This is a genomic window from Mangrovicoccus ximenensis, from assembly GCF_003056725.1.
GTDB lineage: Bacteria > Pseudomonadota > Alphaproteobacteria > Rhodobacterales > Rhodobacteraceae > Mangrovicoccus > Mangrovicoccus ximenensis.
This window is the reverse complement of sequence record NZ_QBKZ01000015.1, coordinates 680,757-698,524: the sequence shown is the minus strand read 5'-3', so window position 1 is coordinate 698,524 and position 17,768 is coordinate 680,757. Positions and strand designations below refer to the sequence as shown.

Genomic DNA, 17,768 nt, shown 5'->3' with positions numbered 1-17,768 from the left:
TCGTCTCGCAGCATACGCATTTCTCTTATGGCCAGGGCCTGCCGGGCGGGGTCTGGGCGGCGGGCGTGCCGATCCTGATGCGCGACCTCGGCAAGGGCTATGCCTTCGTCCGCGCCGACGCGGCCGGGCGCGCGGGCCTCTCCACCGGCATCGGCATCCCCGTGCCGAGCCCGACGGACTCCACCTATGTGCTGACGCTGATCTCGGCCAAGGGCACCCCAATCGCCCGGCGCTTCGAGATCTGGGATGCCCGCGCCACCACGGTCGGCCCGGCGAAGGAGGCGATGCTGACCGACGGGCTCTGCGAGATCGAGGGCCCGCTTGGAGCGGCCGGAAACCGGATTTCGACGCGCCGCGGACGGCCGCCTGGCGCGGTCCGGTGGGCCAGGTGCTGGGGACGGGCCTGCCCTTCGTCTCTACGGGGCCCGGCCTGCCCGCGGGCTACGGCGCGATGGTGGCGCTGCCGGTCTATCACAGCGGCGAACTGGCCCATGTCGTCGCCTGGTATCTTTGAACCTGACACTTCCGGAAAGGATCAAGCCATGGAAAAGCTCGTCGTCATCGGCGCGGGCATGGCCTCGGGGCGGGTGCTGGAGCACCTGTTCGAGGCTGCTCCCGGCGCTTTCGACGTGACGCTGTTCAACGCCGAGCCGCGTGGCAACTACAACCGCATCATGCTCTCGCCGGTGCTGTCGGGCGAGAAATCCGCGGAAGAGATCGTCACCCATGACACGGACTGGTATGCGCGGCACGGCGTGGCGACGCGCTTCGGCGAACGGGTCACCGGGATTGACCGCGCGCGCAAGGTCGTGACGGGCGAAAATGGCGAGGTGCCCTATGACAAGCTGGTCATCGCCACCGGTGCCGCCCCCTTCATCGTGCCGCTGCCGGGCCACGACCTGCCCGGCGTCATCGGCTTCCGCGACATGGAGGATACCGACGCCATGATCGCGGCCGCGGGTTCTCCGGGCACGGCCGCCGTGGTGATCGGCGGCGGGCTGCTCGGCCTCGAAGCCGCCGCGGCGCTGAGGCTGCGCGGCATGGAAGTCACGGTGCTGCACAATTCGGGGCACCTGATGAACCGCCAGCTCGACGAAGCCGCGGGCTACCTTCTGGAAAAGGACCTCTCCCGGCGCGGCATCAGGGTGATCACCCGTGCAGGCACCGAGCGGATCGAGGGCGCGGGCAAGGTCGAGCAGGTCTTTCTGGGCGACGGGACCGAAATCGCGGCCAGCCTTGTGGTCATGTCCGCCGGGATCCGCCCGCGTGCCGAGCTGGGCGCCGCAGCCGGTCTCGAGATGGGCCGCGCGATCAAGGTCGACGCGCAGATGCGCACCTCCGACCCGGATATCTTCGCGGTCGGCGAATGCGTGGAATTCGAGGGCAACCTCTTCGGCCTCGTCGCGCCGCTCTACGACCAGGCGAAGGTCCTGGCGAAGACGCTGCTCGGCGAGGAGGACAGGTTCCAGATGCGCGAGCTCTCGGCCAAGCTGAAGGTCACCGGCTGCGACCTGTTCTCGGCGGGCGATTTTGCCGAAGGCGAAGGCCGCGAGGACATTGTGTTCCGCGACCCGGGCCGCGGCATCTACAAGCGGCTCGTGATCGAGGAGAACCGCCTCGTCGGCGCGGTCATGTATGGCGACACGGCGGATGCGAACTGGTTCTTCGGCCTGATCAAGGACGGCACCGACATCGAGGAGATGCGCGAGACGATCATTTTCGGTCCCGCCTTCCAGGGCGGCGGAGGGCCCGCCGCGGACCCTCTGGCAGCCGTTGCAGCATTGCCGCCTGAGGCGGAAATCTGTGGCTGCAACGGCGTCTGCAAGGGAACCATCGTCACGGCGATCAACGGCGGCGCGCAGACGCTGGACGCGGTCAAGGCCCAGACCAAGGCCTCGGCCTCCTGTGGGACCTGTTCAGGGCTCGTGGAACAGGTGCTGGCGGTCACGCTCGGCTCCGCCTTCGAGGCCGGGGGCACGAAGCCGGTCTGCGGCTGCACCGATCTGACGCATGAGGACGTCCGGCGGCTCATAAAGGCCCGCGAGCTGAAATCGCAGCCCGCGGTGTGGCAGGAGCTGGGGTGGAAATCGAAGGACGGCTGCCATGTCTGCCGCCCGGCCATCAACTACTACCTGCTGGCCGACTGGCCGCTGGAGTACAAGGACGACCCGCAAAGCCGCTTCGTCAACGAGCGCAACCACGCCAACATCCAGAAGGACGGCACCTATTCGGTGATGCCGCGGATGTGGGGCGGGATGACCACGCCGGAGGAACTGATCGCCATCGCCGAGGCGGCCAAGCGCTTCAACGCCGTCGTGAAGGTCACCGGCGGCCAGCGGATCGACCTCCTGGGCATCAGGAAAGAGGACCTGCCGCTGATCTGGAAGGACCTCAACGATGCCGGGATGGTCTCGGGGCATGCCTACACGAAGGGGCTCCGCACCGTGAAGACCTGCGTCGGCTCGGACTGGTGCCGCTTCGGCACGCAGGATTCGACCGGGCTGGGGATCAAGCTGGAGAAGCGGCTCTGGGGCAGCTGGACGCCGCACAAGGTCAAGCTGGCGGTGTCGGGCTGCCCGCGGAACTGCGCCGAGGCGACCTGCAAGGATGTGGGCGTGATCTGCGTCGACTCGGGCTACCAAATCGGCGTCGCGGGCGCGGCCGGCATGGACGTGAAGGAGACCGAGCGTCTGGTCGATGTCGCCACCGAGGAGGAGGCGATCGAGTGGACGACCGCCTTTGTCCAGCTCTACCGCGAACACGCCAAGTACCTGGATCGCCCGTACAAATGGGTGGCTAAGGTCGGGCTCGACTGGGTCAAGGAAATGCTGTCGGACGAAGCCAAGCGCAAGGCGCTGAACGCCCGCTTCGACATCAGCCAGAGCGTCTACCAGACCGACCCCTGGGCGGCGCTGGTCACCGAGGAGGAGCGGAAATCCTGGTCCGCGCCCCTGTTGGACCTGAGCCGGGAGGCCGCGGAATGAGCTGGACCGATATCGGAACCCTCGACGACATCCCGGTGCGCGGCGCGCGCGTGGTCAAGACCGGCCATGGCTGCATCGCGGTGTTCCGCACGACGGCGGACGAGGTCTTTGCCCTCGACGACGCCTGCCCGCACAAGGGCGGACCACTGTCCGAAGGGATCGTCCACGGAGACTCCGTGACCTGCCCGCTGCACAGCCGCGTCTTTGCCTTCGCCACCGGCGAGGCGCAGGGGGCGGATACGGAGGTTACGCAGACCTATCCGGTCAAAGTCGAGGACGGGCGGCTGATGCTCGACCTCTCCAAGCTCGCCGACCGGAGCGCCGCCTGATGACGCATCCCGGTCCCGTCGAGACCCGCTCCACCTGCCCCTATTGCGGGGTGGGCTGCGGCGTGCTGCTCTCGCCCGACGGCGCAGGCGGGGTCGCCGTCCGCGGCGATCCGGAGCATCCGGCCAATAGCGGGCGGCTCTGCTCCAAGGGCTCGGCGCTCGGCGAGACCGTCGGGCTCGGCAGCCGCCTTCTGTCACCGCAGATCGATGGACAGGACACGGACTGGGACAGCGCGCTCGACCTCGTCGCGCGCCGCTTTTCCGAGACCATCGCGGAGCACGGGCCGGAGTCCGTCGCTTTCTACGTCTCCGGCCAGCTGCTGACCGAGGACTACTACGTCGCCAACAAGCTGATGAAAGGCTATATCGGCTCGGGCAACATCGACACGAATTCAAGACTCTGCATGGCTTCCTCGGTGGCGGGGCACCGCCGCGCCTTCGGCACCGACACGGTGCCGGGCATCTACGACGATCTGGAGGAAGCAGACCTGATCGTGCTGGCCGGGTCGAACCTCGCCTGGTGCCACCCGGTGCTCTACCAGCGCATCCTCGCCGCCCGGAAGGCCCGGCCAGAGATGAAACTGGTCGTCATCGACCCGCGCCGCACCGCCAGCTGCGACGGCACCGATCTGCACCTCGCGCTGAAATCGGGAACCGACGTGGCGCTGTTGAACGCGCTCCTCGCCGGGATCGGCGCGCGCGGGGCGGTGGACGAGAGCTTCGTCGAGGCGCATGTCGAGGGGTTCGCGGCCGCCATGGCGGCAGCCAAGGCCTCGGACCCGTCAGTCACCAGACTGGCGACGGAGGACATCGCTGCCTTCCTCGACCTCTGGATCGGCACGGAGAAGGTCGTGACGATCTTCAGCCAGGGGGTGAACCAGTCCTCCTCGGGCAGCGACAAGGTCAATGCGATCCTGAACTGCCACCTCGCCACGGGCCGGATCGGCAAGCCCGGCATGGGGCCGTTTTCCGTGACCGGCCAGCCCAACGCGATGGGCGGGCGCGAAGTCGGCGGCCTGGCCAACATGCTGGCCTGCCATCTCGACATCGAGAACCCGGAGCATCGCCATGCGGTGCAGGGCTTCTGGTCCTCGCCGGTGATCGCGCAGGCCCCGGGACTGAAGGCGGTGGACATGTTCCGCGCGGTCGCGGACGGGCGGATCAAGGCGCTCTGGGTGATCCATTCCAACCCGGCGGTGACGCTGCCCGATGCCGACCGGGTGCGCGACGCGATTGCCGACTGCCCCTTCGTCGTGGTCAGCGACATCACCGCCGAGACCGACACGGCGCGGCTTGCCGACGTGCTGCTGCCCGCCGCCGCCTGGGCGGAGAAATCCGGCACCGTCACCAATTCCGACCGCACCGTCAGCCGCCAGCGCGCAGTGCTGCCCGTCCCCGGCGCGGCGCGCCCGGACTGGGAAATCCTCTGCGAGGTCGCCCGGCGGATGGGCTGCGACGAGGGCTTTTCCTTCGCCTCGCCTGCCGAGATCTTCCGCGAATACGCCACACTCTCCGGGATCGCCGGGCAGTTCGGGCGGGATTTCGACATCTCGGGACTGGCGGAACTGGACGAGGACGGCTACCGCGATCTCGCGCCCTTCCGCTGGCCGGTCTCGCCGACGAAGACCGGGGGCCGCTTCTTCGGCGACGGCAAGTTCTTCCATCCCGGCGGGCGGGCGAAGATGCTGGCGCTGGAGCCCCGCGTGCCCGGCACTATGCCGGATGCCGCGCATCCGTTCCGGCTGAACACCGGGCGGATCCGCGACCAGTGGCACACGATGACCCGCACGGCGCTGAGCCCGCGGCTCTCGGCCCATCTGGCCGAGCCGTTCCTCGAGGTGAACCCGGCCGATGCGGAAGCGCAGGGGCTACGCCCCGCCGATCTGGTCGAGGTGGCGAGCCCGCAAGGCAAGGCGATCCTGCGCGTGAAGATCACCGCCGATGTCAATCCGGGCGAGGTCTTCGCGCCGATGCACTGGACCGGGCAGCTGTCCTCCGCGGGCCGCGTCGATGCGCTAGTCGCGCCGGTGACCGACCCGGTCTCGGGCCAGCCGGAAAGCAAGGCCTCGCCGGTCGCGCTCGCCCGCTTCGACGCCGCCTGGTACGGCTTTGCCGTCTCCGATGCCAGGTTCCGGCCCTTCGGCGGCTACTGGGCGCTGGCCCGGACTCCAGCGGGCTTCCGTGCCGAACTGGCCGGGACGGAGCCGGTCGAGGACTGGGAAACCGCGCTGCGGAACATGTTCGGCCTGCCGGACGCGGCGCTGCAATCCGTCGAAGACCTGCGCCGCGGCCGCCACAGCTTCGCCTTCCACGACGGGCCGATCCTGAAGGCCGCGTTTTACGTGGCGCGCGAGCCGGTGACGCTGATGCGCGACTTCCTCGCCGGGTTGCCGGGCACGGAGGCACCCTGGGCAATCGCGGGTCGGGCGAAGGGCGACATGCCGGATCCGGGACCGGTCCTGTGTTCCTGCTTTGCTGTAGGGCGCAACACCATCCAGCGGGCGATTGCCGAACACGGCCTCGCGACCGTCGAGGAGGTCGGCGCCAACTGTTCGGCCGGGACCAATTGCGGATCCTGCAAGTCCGAGATCGCGGCGCTTCTGGCGCTGTCACAGGAGGCGGCCGAGTAGCGCGGCCGCCAGCGCTACAGCCACAGCGGTCGTGGCCAGCGCCCAGCCGCGCCAGAACTCTGTAGAGCCGCGCTGCAAGAGCGGGACGAAGGTCGGCTTCGTCCCGGCCTTGCCCTGCAGCTTGCGCATGTCGCCCAGGAATTCCGACATCACCTCGGGCCTGTCCTTCGGGCTGAAGGACAGCGCGCGGAACAGCACCGCGCCGGTGGCCTCCGGCAGGTCCGGCCGCAGCGCCGCGAGATCTCCGGGCACCCAGTCCGAAGGCTGAGACGGCAGCCCGGTGCGGTCCTCCAGATCGAAGGGCACCTTGCCTGCCAGCATTTCCCAGGTGATCGCGGCGATGGAGAACAGATCCGACAGCGGCTGCGCCCCCTTGCCGGCCAGCACCTCGGGGGCGATGTAGTTCAGCGTGCCCTCCGGCATCTCTCCGGCATCGCCGCGCTCCAGATCGCGGAAGCCCGAGACCTGCACCGAGCCGAAATCGATGATCTTCGCGGTGCCGTTCCCTGCAATGATGACGTTCTCGGGCTTCAGGTCGCGATGCACCATGCCGAGCCGGTGGAAGACCCGCACCGCCGAGATCAGCGATGACAGCACCGGCACGATCTCGGCGATGGAGGGCTTGGGATGCGCCTTCATCCAGTCGCGCAGGGTCTCTCCCTCGACGAAATCGGCGATGTAGTAGAGGAACCGGCTGTCCTCGTGCGGGCGGATCTTCATCACCTGCGGGTTCGAGATCCGCCGTCCGACCCATTGCTCCAGCGTGAAGCCTTCGAGGTATTGCAGGTTCTCGGCGAAATTCTGCGACGGCGCCTTCAGGACGAAGCGGCCGTCCTCGCCCGCGCGGCGCACCAGGTAGACATTGCTGCGGGTGGAGGAATGCATCACCTCCAGCACCTCCCAGCCGTCGATGCGGTTGCCGGGCTTCATCGCGGGCGGGATCACCTGCGCGGTCAGGCGGCGATGCGCCTCGGGCAGGGTCTCGGACGGCAGCGCGAGGATCTTCAGGAGCATGCAGCTGACATTGTCGCTGCTCCCGGCCTCCAGCGCCGCCTGGCAGAGCATGCGCGCCGCCGCTTCAAGGTCCTCGCGGCTCTCCTGCGGCAGATCGGCCAGCCGGTCGCGCATGCCGGCCTCGCCCAGCGTGTCGTGCACCCCGTCGGAAGTCAGGATGTAGAGGTCGCCCTCGGCCATCGTCTCCTGCGCATAGTCCACGCGGATGTCGGACTCAGCGCCAAGCGCACGGGTCAGGGACTCCGAGCCGCCCATGAAGCGCGCCGAATGGTCCTCGGTCAGCGGCACCAGCCGCCCGGCGCGCAGCCGCTGGCACCGGGTGTCGCCGATATGGACGATGTGCAGCGTGGTGGAGCGGGCGATGGCGGCGGTGAAGGTCGTCACCATGCCCTCGGCATCGGGCGAGCCGCTGCGGTTCTGGGCGTGGAGCCAGGAATTGAGCGAGTTCAGGAGCCGCCCGGCGCAATCCCGCACCGGCCAGCTTTCCGGCGCCGAGTAGTAGTCCCGGGCGAATTGCACGACCGAGATCTGCGCCGCTTTGTCGGAATTGAGCCCGGTCGAGATGCCGTCGGCGATGCAGGCGATGGCGCCCTTCACCTGCATCTCGTAGGCGGCCTCGGGGATGCGCCCCGAGATCGCGTCGTCGTTCCTGGGCTTGGTGCCTGCCCCGGACCAGCCGCCGAGCACGGCACGCAGCCCCTGCGCCGGGAACTGTCCCGGAATGGTGGTGTGGTCGCCTCTGCCCGCCATCCTCGCCTTTCCCGGCAGGCCCGGGGTCCGCGCCTGCCGTGCCTGTCAGCCGCGTTCAGTGCGCGCGGCTCACGTTGATCATCGTGACGTTGCCGTCCTCGTCAATCTCCGCGATCTCGCCCTCCGGTTCCTCGAGGAAGATCAGCGCGACGAAGCCCAGCACGGCCGTGCCCGCGATCACGAAGAAGAAGGTCGAGGCATCCACCACCGAATAGATGATCAGGTAGATCACCGCGCCGACATTGCCGTAGGCGCCGGTCATGCCCGCGATCTGCCCCGTCAGGCTGCGCTTGATCAGCGGCACCACGGCAAAGACCGCGCCTTCGCCTGCCTGCACGAAGAAGGAGCAGGCCATCGCCGCCACCACTGCAAGCCAGACCGGCCAGGACGAGTCGATGACCCCCATGGCGGCATAGCCGACCGCCAGCCCGGCCGTCAGGATCAGGAGCGTGGGTTTCCGCCCGAACCTGTCCGAGATCATCCCGCCGCCCGGACGCGACATCAGGTTCATGAAGGCATAGGCCGAGGCGACCATGCCCGCGACCACCGCCGACAGCCCGAACATGTCGGTGAAGAACAAGGGCAGCATCGAAACCACCGCCAGTTCCGAACCGAAGGTCGCGAAATAGAGGATGTTGAGGATCGCCACCTGCTTGAACTTGTAGCGCTGGAACTCGGGGACGGTCTCGGTGAAGACCCTGCGGTTGGCCCTGACCGCCAGCATCGAGTCATAGACGTAGAGGAGGAGGAGCCCGAACCAGACCGCGTATTGCGTGGCCGGGTTGAAGATGCCGACATTCTTCAGCCGCCAGGCCAGCGCGCCGAGCGCGATGTAGAGCGGCACCTTCATCACCAGCAGGAAATAGAGGTCGCCCTTCGAGGTGACCTCCATGGCGGTCGCGTTCTTCGGGCGGAAGTATTTCGAGCCCTTGGGCACGTCCTGCACGGAGGCGTAGTAGACGAAGCCGTAGACCAGCGCCATTGCGCCTGTCAGCCCGATCGCCCAACGCCAGCCATCCTCGCCGCCGAACATCAGCGCGATGGTGGGCAGGGTGAAGGCGGCAGCGGCGGAACCGAAATTGCCCCAGCCGCCATAGATGCCCTCGGCGGTGCCGAGCTCATGCGCCGGGAACCATTCCGAGACCATGCGGATGCCGATGACGAATCCCGCCCCGATCAGGCCGAGCGCGAAGCGCGCCAGCGCAAGCTGGGTGAAGCTGTCGGCCACCGCGAAGACGAAGCAGGGGATGGAAGCGACGATCAGGAGCCCCGAGTAGACCCGCCGCGGCCCGTAGAGGTCGGTCAGGATGCCGATGATGATCCGCGCGGGGATGGTCAGCGCGACGTTGAGGATGAGGAGCGTGGTGACCTGCGCCCGGTCGAGCCCGAGGCTCGCCTGGATCGCCCCGAGCATCGGTGCGAGGTTGAACCACACGACGAAGGTCAGGAAGAACGCGAACCAGGTCATGTGAAGAATTTTCATCTTCCCGGTGAAGGAGAAGATGTTGAAGCCGCTAGGTGCCATGGACCCTCCGGATTTTGCCTGGATACGCCCCAGATCTAGCCTGCAACCGGTTCAGCCCGGCGACACAAATGCGCAGCATGCCAAACCTGTGCTGCAGATGCACAAAAACACCGCGCTCCCGCGGCACCTTGCAGGGAAATGCCGCCGGACGTGCCAGAAAAGGAATCCGCCCGAACCCGATCGAGACCTGCTGCCGCGCTGCGGCGCGCGCTTCGTCGGAACTGCAACAGCAGCAAAGGTCTGTTTTGTGCGCTTCTCCGTCGGCCAGCTAGTGGAGAATGCTGCGGGACGGATCGAGCGGCCGCTTCAGGGAAGGCCCAGGCGCAGCGGCATTGGACTTCGAACGACCGAACTGTAGTGCAATGATCAAGTTTCCATGGATCATTGGCCCGCCCCCTCCCCCCAAAAAAACTCCGGCGCCGTCCGACAGAGCGCCCGCGGTCAATGCGAGAGGAACCGTGTGTCCTCGTCCGCCGCCGGGGTCTCGGTGAAATCCTCCTCCTCGGGGATGCGCCCGAAGGCGATCTTGGCGCCGACATAGCCGCCCGGGATCTCCTCCTGCAGCCCGAAGGACAGCGCCTTGGCGCCATGCGACCGCCTCAGGCCGTCGAGAAGCTCGCTGACCTTCTCCCATTTCGCCCGCGTCGCGTCGTTCTCCCCGGCGCCCGCCGGATCCAGCGCGCCGCCGAAGAGGTCGCCGGTGATCTCGTCCTCGGCCTTCAGCCCGTGGATCACGACGCCGACGGCGCGCGGCGGGAACCGTACCGCCGCGCGCGCCGCCGACAGTCCTTCGGACAGCGAGCCCTGCCCGGCGCGGGCGACCTGGCGATCTTCGCCCATGGCGGGGTCGGCAGGCTCTTGGCCTGCGCGCTCTCCGGGCAGGCCGGCCAGCCGTCCCAGGGGCATTTCCGGACAGCCGGCCTGCCGGAACTGACGCGCATCTCGGGCTGGACGCCGATCGCGCCGCGGGTGCCGGGAAGTTTTGTATAGACCAAAATCTTCGCAGGGCGCCTGATAAGGCAGCACCTGCGATGAAACACATGGCGATTAGGCGATGCCTAAGATGAGCTTCCGCAAGCCGTAATTTACGTTCGCCGCAGATTCACGCTTCCTTGCCGCCGATACGGAGAGAGGACCCCAAGCGTGCCCCCCAAGCCCTATGACATCCTGTTCGAGCCGGTGAAGATCGGCCCGCTGACGGCAAAGAACCGCTTCTACCAGGTGCCGCATTGCAACGGGGGCGGCTACCGCGACCCGTCTGCGGCGGCGGCGATGCGCGGGATCAAGGCCGAGGGCGGCTGGGGCGTCATCTTCACCGAGCAGACCGAGATGCACCACACCTCGGAGATCACGCCCTTCATCGAGCTGCGCCTGTGGGACGACCGCGACATCCCGGCGCTCAACCGCATGTCGGAGGCGATGAAGGCCCATGGCGCGCTGGCGGGCATCCAGCTGGCCTATTCCGGCATCAACGGCCCGAACCTCTACACCAAGGAGGTGCCGCTGGCGCCCTCGGCCCTGCCGATTCGCACCTTCACCAACGATCCCGTCCAGGCCCGCGCGCTCGACAAGAGCGACATCCGCGACCTGCGCCGCTGGTTCGTGAACGCCGCCAAGCGCTCGAAGCTGGCGGGCTTCGACCTGCTGTGCCTCTACGGCGCACACGGCTTCGGCATTTTCCAGCATTTCCTCAGCCGCGCGACCAACCAGCGCTCGGACGAATACGGCGGCAGCCTCGAGAACCGCGCCCGCTTCGTCAACGAGGTGGTCGGCGACATCCGCGACGCGGTCGGCGACACGATGGCGATCACCCTGCGGGTCAGCCTCGACGAGACCCTGGGCGATCTGGGCTTCTCCAATGCCGAGGTCCGCGAGTTCATCGAGATGAATGCCGACCTGCCGGACCTGTGGGACCTCGCGCAGGGCACCTGGGAGGACTGCTCGGGCCCCTCGCGCTTCAAGGAGGAGGCCGCGCAGGAGGTCCTGGTCAAGGGCATCCGCGAACTGACCTCGAAGCCCGTCGTGGGCGTCGGCCGCTTCACCTCGCCCGACGTGATGGCGCGGCTGGTGCGGCAGGGCACGCTCGATTTCATCGGCTGCGCGCGGCCCTCGATCGCCGATCCGTTCCTGCCCAAGAAGGTGGAGGAAGGCCGGATCGAGGACATCCGCGAATGCATCGGCTGCAACATCTGCGTCACCGGCGACATGACCATGTCGATCAGCCGCTGCACCCAGAACCCGACCTTCATGGAGGAATGGCGCAAGGGCTGGCACCCGGAGAGAATGAACGCGAAAGGCAGCAGCTCCAACGTCCTGGTCGTGGGCTCCGGTCCCGCCGGCCTGGAAGCCGCCCGCGCGCTGTCCCTCAGGGGCTATGACGTCGCGCTGGCCGAGGCGGGCACGGAACTGGGCGGCCGCGTCGCGAAGGAGCGGCTGCTGCCGGGGCTTTCCGCCTGGGGCCGGGTCGCGGATTACCGCGCCTACCAGCTGAGCCAGCGCCCGAATGTCGAGACCTATTTCGACAGCCCGCTTTCGGCGGAGGACATCCTGGAGTTCGGCTTCGAGAATGTCTGCCTCGCCACCGGCGCCAAGTGGCGCGCCGACGGCGTGTCGCGCCAGCATGTGGTGCCGATGCCGATCGACCCCGGCATGGCGGTGCTGACCCCGGACGACCTGATGGACGGCCGCCTGCCCTCGGGCAAGGTCACGGTCTTCGACGACGACCATTACTACATGGGCGGCGTGCTGGCCGAGCTCTGCGCCCGGGAAGGCTGCGACGTCACGCTGGTCACGCCCTCGGCCTATGTCTCCGACTGGACGCTGAACACGCTGGAACAGGCCGAGATCCACCGCCGCCTCGTCGCGGCAGGGGTGAAGATCGTGCTCAACACCGGCATCGCCGCGATCCGCGCCGACGGGGTGGAGACCTGCTGCAGCTACACCGATGCGCGCGGACATCTCGGCTGCGATGCCGTGGTGATGGTCGCCTCCCGGACCGGGCAGGACGAGGTCTTCCGGGCGCTGAAGGCGCGCGAGGCCGACTGGCAGGACGCGGGCATCAAGTCGGTGAAGCTCATCGGCGACGCCGAGGCGCCGGGGCCGATCGCCTGGGCGACCTATGCGGGCCACCGCTATGCCCGCGAGCTGGACGGCGCGCCGATCGGCGACGCGCTGCCCTTCCGGCGCGAAATCACCGAACTGGCGTAACGATTGGCCGCGCAAAGCGGCAGGGAACAGGGATAAACGCATGGCGCGCGGCAAGGCGGTCGAGGTCTACAACGTCTCCAAGAGCTTCGGCTCCTACCAGGCGCTGGACGGGGTCAGCTTCACCATCCGGGAAAACGAGTTCTTCACGCTGCTGGGCCCTTCCGGCTGCGGCAAGACCACGCTCCTGCGGATGATCGCGGGCTTCGAAAGCCCCTCCGAGGGCGCGATCCTTCTCAACGGGGCGGAGATCGAGACCCTGCCGCCGCACAAGCGCCGGGTGAACACGGTGTTCCAGAGCTATGCGCTCTTCCCGCACATGACGCTGGCGCAGAACATCGCCTTCGGGCTGGAAAACCTCGGCTGGGACCGCAAGCGGCGCGAGGCCCGCGTGGCCGAGATGCTGGAACTGGTGCACATGGCGCCGTTTGCGGCGCGCCGTCCCGCCCAGCTCTCGGGCGGGCAGCGGCAGCGGATCGCGCTCGCCCGCGCGCTCGCCCCCGAGCCGCAGGTGCTCTTGCTAGACGAGCCGCTCTCGGCGCTCGACCTGAAGCTGCGCCAGGCGATGCGCGACGAGTTGAGATCCCTGCAGAAGAAGACCGGCATCACCTTCATCTTCGTCACCCATGACCAGGAGGAGGCGCTCGACATGTCGGACCGCATCTGCGTGCTCGGCAAGGGGCAGATCCAGCAGATCGGCACGCCCTCGGAAATCTACGAGGACCCGGCGAACCGCTTCGTGGCCGACTTCATCGGCGAGACCAACTTCATCGAGACCGAGGTGCTGTCGGTCGAGGGCGGCGAGGCCCGCGTCCGCACCCCCTTCGGAATCGAGATCACCGCCCGGCAGAAGGGGCTGACCGGCCCCGGCCCGGCCACGCTGTCGCTGCGCCCCGAGAAGATCGGCATGGAGACCCAGGCCGACGGCCATGTCCTGCAGGGCACCGTGTCGGGGCGCAACTACATGGGCGGCTACACCCATTACACCGTCGACGTGGCGGGCCAGAGCCTGCGCGTCTCGCGCCGCAACGCGCGGTCCCATGCCGACAGCTACGAGCCCGGCCAGCCTGTCACCCTCGGCTTCCGAGAGGACAGCGCACGGGTGCTGGCGCGATGAAGGCGCTCCGGACCTTCCGCTTCTGGGGGCTCGCGCCCGCCTGGCTGCTGATGGGGCTGACGCTGATCATCCCGATCGGCATCGTGGCGGGCGTCAGCCTCGGCGACCGCGGCCCCTATGGCGGCTTCGACTGGGCGCTGAACTTCACCAGCTACCGCGAGATCCTGTTCACCATGGGCTGGACGGACGAGCTGGAATTCGACCCGAAATACCTGATGATCATCGGCCGCACCCTGGCCTACGGCCTCGCCACCACGGCGATCTGCATGGCGCTGTCGGTGCCGGTCGCCTATGTGATCGCCAATGCCCGCGAGGGCTGGAAGCCGGTGCTGGTCTATCTCGTCACCCTGCCCTTCTGGGTGTCGATGATCGTGCGGGTCTATGCCTGGCTGATCATCCTCGGCAACGAGGGGCTGGCCGAGAAGACCTGGAAATTCTTCGGCGGCGGCGATGTCGACACCTTCCTCTTCACCCCCGGCGCGATGCTCGTCGGCATGGTCTACAGCTACATCCCGCTGATGGTGCTCCCTGTCTACGCCGCCATCGAGAAGCTCGACCCGGCGCTCCTCGAGGCGTCCCACGACCTCTACGGCAACCGCTGGACGACGCTGCGCCGGGTGATCCTGCCCTTGACCTGGCCGGGGCTCTCGGCCGGCGCGATCCTGGTCTTCGTCCCCGCCATCGGCACGGTGCTCGAACCGATGCTGCTCGGCGGCGGCAAGCAGATGATGATGGGCACGCTGATCCAGACCCAGTTCGGCGGCGGCCGCAACTGGCCCTTCGGCGCCGCCGTCGCGATGGTGCTGATGGCGCTCGTCGTCATCGTCCTGATCCTGAATGCCCGCCGCGCCGCCGGCGCCGCCAAGGAGGCCGCCGCATGAGCGACCATGCCCATGACATCCGCCGCTATCCCGGCGCGCGCGCCCTGACGGTCGTCTTCTTCCTCTGGCTTTACCTGCCGATCGCGGTGGTCATCGCATTTTCCTTCAACCAGAACCGGCTGGTCTCGGTCTGGACCGGCTTCTCCACCGAGTGGTACGCGGCCGCGCTGGCCAATGCCGCGCTGATGGACGCGCTCAAGGTCTCGCTGACCGTCGCCGTGATCGCCACCACCGGAGCCACGGCGATCGCGCTCATGGCCGCGATGGTGCTGAGCCGCGCGCCCCGGAAAGGCGCCTACCGGCTCTCCGAAGTGGTGGTCAACCTGCCGCTGATGCTGCCCGAGATCGTCGTCGCCGTCGCCGTTCTGATCCTGTTCTCGCAGCTCGGGCTGGCCAACGGCATGCTGAAGCTGACGCTGGCGCACATGGCCTTCTGCACGCCCTTCGCCTTCCTGCCGATCCGCGCCCGCCTGCAGGGCATGAGCCGCGATTTCGAGGAGGCCGCCCAGGATCTCTACGCGCCGCCCCTCACCGCCTTCCGCAGGGTGACGCTGCCGCTGATCGCGCCGGGCGTCTTCGCGGGCGCCATGCTGGCCTTCGTCATGTCGATGGACGACTTCATCACCTCGAACATGCTGAATTCGGGCGGCACCACCACCCTGCCCGTCTACATCTTCGCCCTGATCAAGCGCGGCACCACGCCCGAGCTGAACGCCATCTCGACGCTCCTGATCCTGGCCTCTCTGGTGATCGCGACCATCGCGCTCCTTGCCAGCGCCAGGGCCATGCGGCGCGACCTCTGACCCATAACCACAAACGCCCCAACAGGAGACCTCCCATGAAGAAAACGCTGCTGACCGGCACCGCGCTCGTCTGCCTCGCCGCCCCGGCCTTTGCGGACGAGCTGAACATCTACTACTGGTCCGACTCGATCGCGCCCGAGCTGATCGAGAAGTTCGAGGCCGAGACCGGCGCCACCGTCAATCTCGACGGCTTCAACTCGAACGAGGACGCGCTGACCAAGCTGCAGGCCGGCGCCTCGGGCTATGACCTCGTCACCCCGTCGCAGCACTTCGTGAAGATCATGATCGACGAGGGCCTGCTGGAAGACATCGGCGCCGCGGACCTGGACGCCTATGGCGCGGTCGACGAGCGCTGGAAAGGCCAGTGGTGGGACCCGGAGAACGCCTATTCGATCCCGATGGCCTATGGCACGGCCGGCTTCGCGGTGAACCGCGATCTCTATGACGGCCCCGTGGACAGCTGGGCGGCCTATTTCGAGCCGACCGAAGCGCTGCAGGGCAAGATCGCCTCGCTCTCCTACCCGGACGAGGTCGTCGGCGCCGCGCAGCTGTATCTGGGCGTGCCCTTCTGCTCCGAGGACAAGTCGGAGATGAAGAAGGTCTATGACCTGCTGATGGCGCAGAAGCCCCATGTCGCCGCCTATTCCTCGGACAATATCGAGAACCGCCTCGGCTCGGGCGAGGTCGCGGCGCATTTCTGGTGGGACGGCAACGTGCTGCGCACCCGGAACGGCGGCGCGAATGTCGAATTCGCCATGCCGCAGGAAGGCCTGGTCGGCTGGCTCGACAGCTATGTCGTGCCGAAGGGCGCGGCGAATGTCGAGCTGGCGAAGCAGTTCATCGAGTTCATGTCGACCGAGGAAAACGCCACGATCCAGTACAACTACTACGCCCACTCCGCGCCGGTGAAGATCGACGAGGCGGCGGCCAAGTACACCCCCGAGAACGCGCCCGAGCTGTTCCCGACCGTGCCGGTCGAGTTCTCCAAGGCCTGCTCGCCCGCCGCGCAGGATCTGGTGACCAAGGTCTGGACCGACCTGCTGCAGTAAGACCATCCGCTCCGCCCCTTCCCGGGGGCGGAGCCACGACCGACCGGAAGACCCCATGCCCGCCCTCCACATCACCGGCGCCGCCGATCCGCTGACAGGACGCGAGATCTCCGTCGCCATCGCAAACGGCGTCCTCGTCCCGGCCCCTGCCGCCGGATCGCGGGAGATCGACGGGCGGGGGATGTTCCTGATGCCCGGACTGATCGACAGCCATCTGCACCTGCTGACCGGCGGGGTGGCGCTCGGCCAGCTGAACCTGCTGGAGATCAACGGAGAGGACGCCTTCCGCGCCGCCCTGGCCGCCTATGCCGAGGGCCGCGACAGCGACCCGGTGCTCTGCGGCTGGTCGGCGACTTACGGCATCTTCGGCCCCGGCACCCGCCCGGACCGCCACCGTCTCGACCGGGTCAGCCCGGACCGTCCGCTCATGATCACCTCGGTCGACTGGCACTGCGCCTGGGCCAATACCGCCGCCCTGCGCCTCGCCGGGCTGATGGAGACCGTTCCGGACGTGCCCGGCGTGATCCTCGGCGATGACGGGCTGCCCAATGGCGAGCTGCAGGAATTCGAGGCGATGGGGCTGGTGCAGCGGCATGCGTCGAGCGGCGGCCGCGAGGGGCTGGGCCTGATCGGCCGCGAGCCTCCGGCGGCCGATGCCGCCGAGCGGCCGGTCCGCGCAGGCACCGGACACGCAAAAGGCCCGCCCCGGCACCCCCGGGACAATCTCCGCAGGGCAGCCGGGCCGGGCCTTGCCGTCATTGCCGCCCGCGCGCGCAGGCGGCAGAGGGGCGTCAGCCCATCTTGTCCGAGGCGTATTCGCCGGAGCTCGCCGGGAACACCACCGTGCGGTCGCCGTTGAGGAAGCTGCGGCCCTGGATATGGGCGTGGATCGCCCGCGCCAGCACCTGGCTCTCCACGTCGCGCCCGAGCGACACGTAGTCGGCCGCCGATTGCGCATGGGTCACGCGCACCGTGTCCTGCTCGATGATCGGGCCCTCGTCGAGATCGGCGGTCACGTAATGCGCCGTCGCCCCGATCAGCCGCACGCCCTTCGCCCAGGCCTGCTTGTAGGGGTTCGCGCCCTTGAACGAGGGCAGGAACGAGTGGTGGATGTTGATGATCCGGCCCGACATCCTGGTGCACATCTCGTCCGAGAGGATCTGCATGTAGCGCGCCAGGACCACCAGCTCGGCGCCGGTGCGCTCGACCACGCGCATGATCTCGGCCTCGGCTTCGGGCTTGTTTTCCTTGGTGACTTCGATGTGGTGGAACGGGATGTCGGCGTTCACCACCTGCTTCTGGTAGTCGAGATGGTTCGACACGACCGCGGCGATCTCGACCGGCAGCGCGCCGATCCGGGCGCGGTACAGGAGGTCGTTCAGGCAGTGGCCGAAGCGGCTGACCATCACCACGATCCGCGCCTTGCGGCGCGGGTTGAGCAGCGCCACCTCCATGCCGAAGCGCTCAGGGGACCGTCCGGGG

At 68.0% G+C, this 17,768-nt stretch carries 12 protein-coding genes and 1 pseudogene; 9 read left to right on the top strand and 4 right to left on the bottom strand.

What is annotated here, in order from left to right; translation table 11 throughout:
- Window positions 1-542 precede the first annotated feature (542 nt).
- From nirB to C7T91_RS19395, 3 genes are read left to right on the top strand one after another with little or no spacing between them, the layout of a single operon-like run.
- A complete protein-coding gene (nirB, locus tag C7T91_RS19405; protein WP_108260653.1) occupies window positions 543-2,984 on the top strand; it encodes a nitrite reductase large subunit NirB in 2,442 nt (813 codons plus the stop codon).
- A complete protein-coding gene (gene nirD / locus C7T91_RS19400; protein ID WP_108260652.1) occupies window positions 2,981-3,313 on the top strand; it encodes a nitrite reductase small subunit NirD in 333 nt (110 codons plus the stop codon). Before nirB ends, nirD begins: the two co-directional genes overlap by 4 nt.
- The gene (locus C7T91_RS19395; RefSeq protein WP_108260651.1) at window positions 3,313-5,943 is read left to right on the top strand and encodes a nitrate reductase; all 2,631 of its coding nucleotides are present in this window, start codon (window positions 3,313-3,315) and stop codon (window positions 5,941-5,943) included. The genes nirD and C7T91_RS19395 overlap by 1 nt, the downstream gene beginning before the upstream one ends.
- On the opposite strand, the gene C7T91_RS19390 is transcribed toward C7T91_RS19395, so the two are convergent.
- From C7T91_RS19390 to C7T91_RS19380, 3 genes are all read right to left on the bottom strand, one after another.
- Window positions 5,923-7,707 carry a bifunctional protein-serine/threonine kinase/phosphatase gene (locus C7T91_RS19390; protein ID WP_108260650.1) on the bottom strand — a complete coding sequence of 595 codons (1,785 nt, stop codon included), beginning with the start codon at window positions 7,705-7,707 and terminating at the stop codon, window positions 5,923-5,925. The two genes, C7T91_RS19395 and C7T91_RS19390, sit on opposite strands and share 21 nt — an antisense overlap.
- Window positions 7,708-7,762: 55 nt before the next feature.
- Window positions 7,763-9,232 carry a NarK family nitrate/nitrite MFS transporter gene (locus tag C7T91_RS19385; RefSeq protein ID WP_108260649.1) on the bottom strand — a complete coding sequence of 490 codons (1,470 nt, stop codon included), beginning with the start codon at window positions 9,230-9,232 and terminating at the stop codon, window positions 7,763-7,765.
- A gap of 441 nt (window positions 9,233-9,673) precedes the next feature.
- A complete protein-coding gene (locus C7T91_RS19380; protein ID WP_145962947.1) occupies window positions 9,674-10,072 on the bottom strand; it encodes a hypothetical protein in 399 nt (132 codons plus the stop codon).
- A 303-nt stretch (window positions 10,073-10,375) separates the two neighbouring features.
- Between C7T91_RS19380 and C7T91_RS19375 the strand changes: the two genes are divergently transcribed.
- From C7T91_RS19375 to C7T91_RS19350, 6 genes are read left to right on the top strand one after another with little or no spacing between them, the layout of a single operon-like run.
- Complete coding sequence (locus C7T91_RS19375; RefSeq protein WP_108260647.1) at window positions 10,376-12,439, top strand: oxidoreductase; 2,064 nt, start codon at window positions 10,376-10,378, stop codon at window positions 12,437-12,439.
- A gap of 40 nt (window positions 12,440-12,479) precedes the next feature.
- Entirely contained in the window at window positions 12,480-13,553 is a 1,074-nt protein-coding gene (locus C7T91_RS19370) for an ABC transporter ATP-binding protein (protein ID WP_108260646.1), read from the top strand.
- Window positions 13,550-14,434, top strand: coding sequence for an ABC transporter permease (locus tag C7T91_RS19365; protein ID WP_108260645.1), 885 nt, complete (start codon window positions 13,550-13,552; stop codon window positions 14,432-14,434). Before C7T91_RS19370 ends, C7T91_RS19365 begins: the two co-directional genes overlap by 4 nt.
- Window positions 14,431-15,237, top strand: a complete 807-nt coding sequence (locus tag C7T91_RS19360) for an ABC transporter permease (RefSeq protein WP_108260644.1) — start codon at window positions 14,431-14,433, stop codon at window positions 15,235-15,237. The genes C7T91_RS19365 and C7T91_RS19360 overlap by 4 nt, the downstream gene beginning before the upstream one ends.
- Before the next feature lie 35 nt (window positions 15,238-15,272).
- Window positions 15,273-16,286 carry an extracellular solute-binding protein gene (locus C7T91_RS19355; protein ID WP_108260643.1) on the top strand — a complete coding sequence of 338 codons (1,014 nt, stop codon included), beginning with the start codon at window positions 15,273-15,275 and terminating at the stop codon, window positions 16,284-16,286.
- A 55-nt stretch (window positions 16,287-16,341) separates the two neighbouring features.
- On the top strand, window positions 16,342-17,145 hold the full coding sequence (locus C7T91_RS19350) for an amidohydrolase family protein (RefSeq protein WP_108260642.1): 804 nt from the start codon (window positions 16,342-16,344) through the stop codon (window positions 17,143-17,145).
- On the opposite strand, the pseudogene C7T91_RS19345 reads toward C7T91_RS19350, so the two are convergent.
- Window positions 17,078-17,701 (bottom strand): annotated as a pseudogene (locus C7T91_RS19345) (formyltetrahydrofolate deformylase); the annotation flags it as partial. The gene C7T91_RS19350 and the pseudogene C7T91_RS19345 overlap by 68 nt on opposite strands.
- Window positions 17,702-17,768 lie beyond the last annotated feature (67 nt).

What these genes read in the sequence shown, in the direction of transcription:
- C7T91_RS19370 (WP_108260646.1), top strand. Translation starts at nt 12,480, where the DNA reads ATGGCGCGCGGCAAGGCGGTCGAGGTCTACAACGTCTCCAAGAGCTTC.
- nirB (WP_108260653.1), top strand. Translation starts at nt 543, where the DNA reads ATGGAAAAGCTCGTCGTCATCGGCGCGGGCATGGCCTCGGGGCGGGTG.
- C7T91_RS19395 (WP_108260651.1), top strand. Translation starts at nt 3,313, where the DNA reads ATGACGCATCCCGGTCCCGTCGAGACCCGCTCCACCTGCCCCTATTGC.
- C7T91_RS19350 (WP_108260642.1), top strand. Translation starts at nt 16,342, where the DNA reads ATGCCCGCCCTCCACATCACCGGCGCCGCCGATCCGCTGACAGGACGC.
- C7T91_RS19385 (WP_108260649.1), bottom strand. Translation starts at nt 9,232, where the DNA reads ATGGCACCTAGCGGCTTCAACATCTTCTCCTTCACCGGGAAGATGAAA.
- C7T91_RS19360 (WP_108260644.1), top strand. Translation starts at nt 14,431, where the DNA reads ATGAGCGACCATGCCCATGACATCCGCCGCTATCCCGGCGCGCGCGCC.
- C7T91_RS19365 (WP_108260645.1), top strand. Translation starts at nt 13,550, where the DNA reads ATGAAGGCGCTCCGGACCTTCCGCTTCTGGGGGCTCGCGCCCGCCTGG.
- C7T91_RS19390 (WP_108260650.1), bottom strand. Translation starts at nt 7,707, where the DNA reads ATGGCGGGCAGAGGCGACCACACCACCATTCCGGGACAGTTCCCGGCG.
- nirD (WP_108260652.1), top strand. Translation starts at nt 2,981, where the DNA reads ATGAGCTGGACCGATATCGGAACCCTCGACGACATCCCGGTGCGCGGC.
- C7T91_RS19355 (WP_108260643.1), top strand. Translation starts at nt 15,273, where the DNA reads ATGAAGAAAACGCTGCTGACCGGCACCGCGCTCGTCTGCCTCGCCGCC.
- C7T91_RS19380 (WP_145962947.1), bottom strand. Translation starts at nt 10,072, where the DNA reads ATGGGCGAAGATCGCCAGGTCGCCCGCGCCGGGCAGGGCTCGCTGTCC.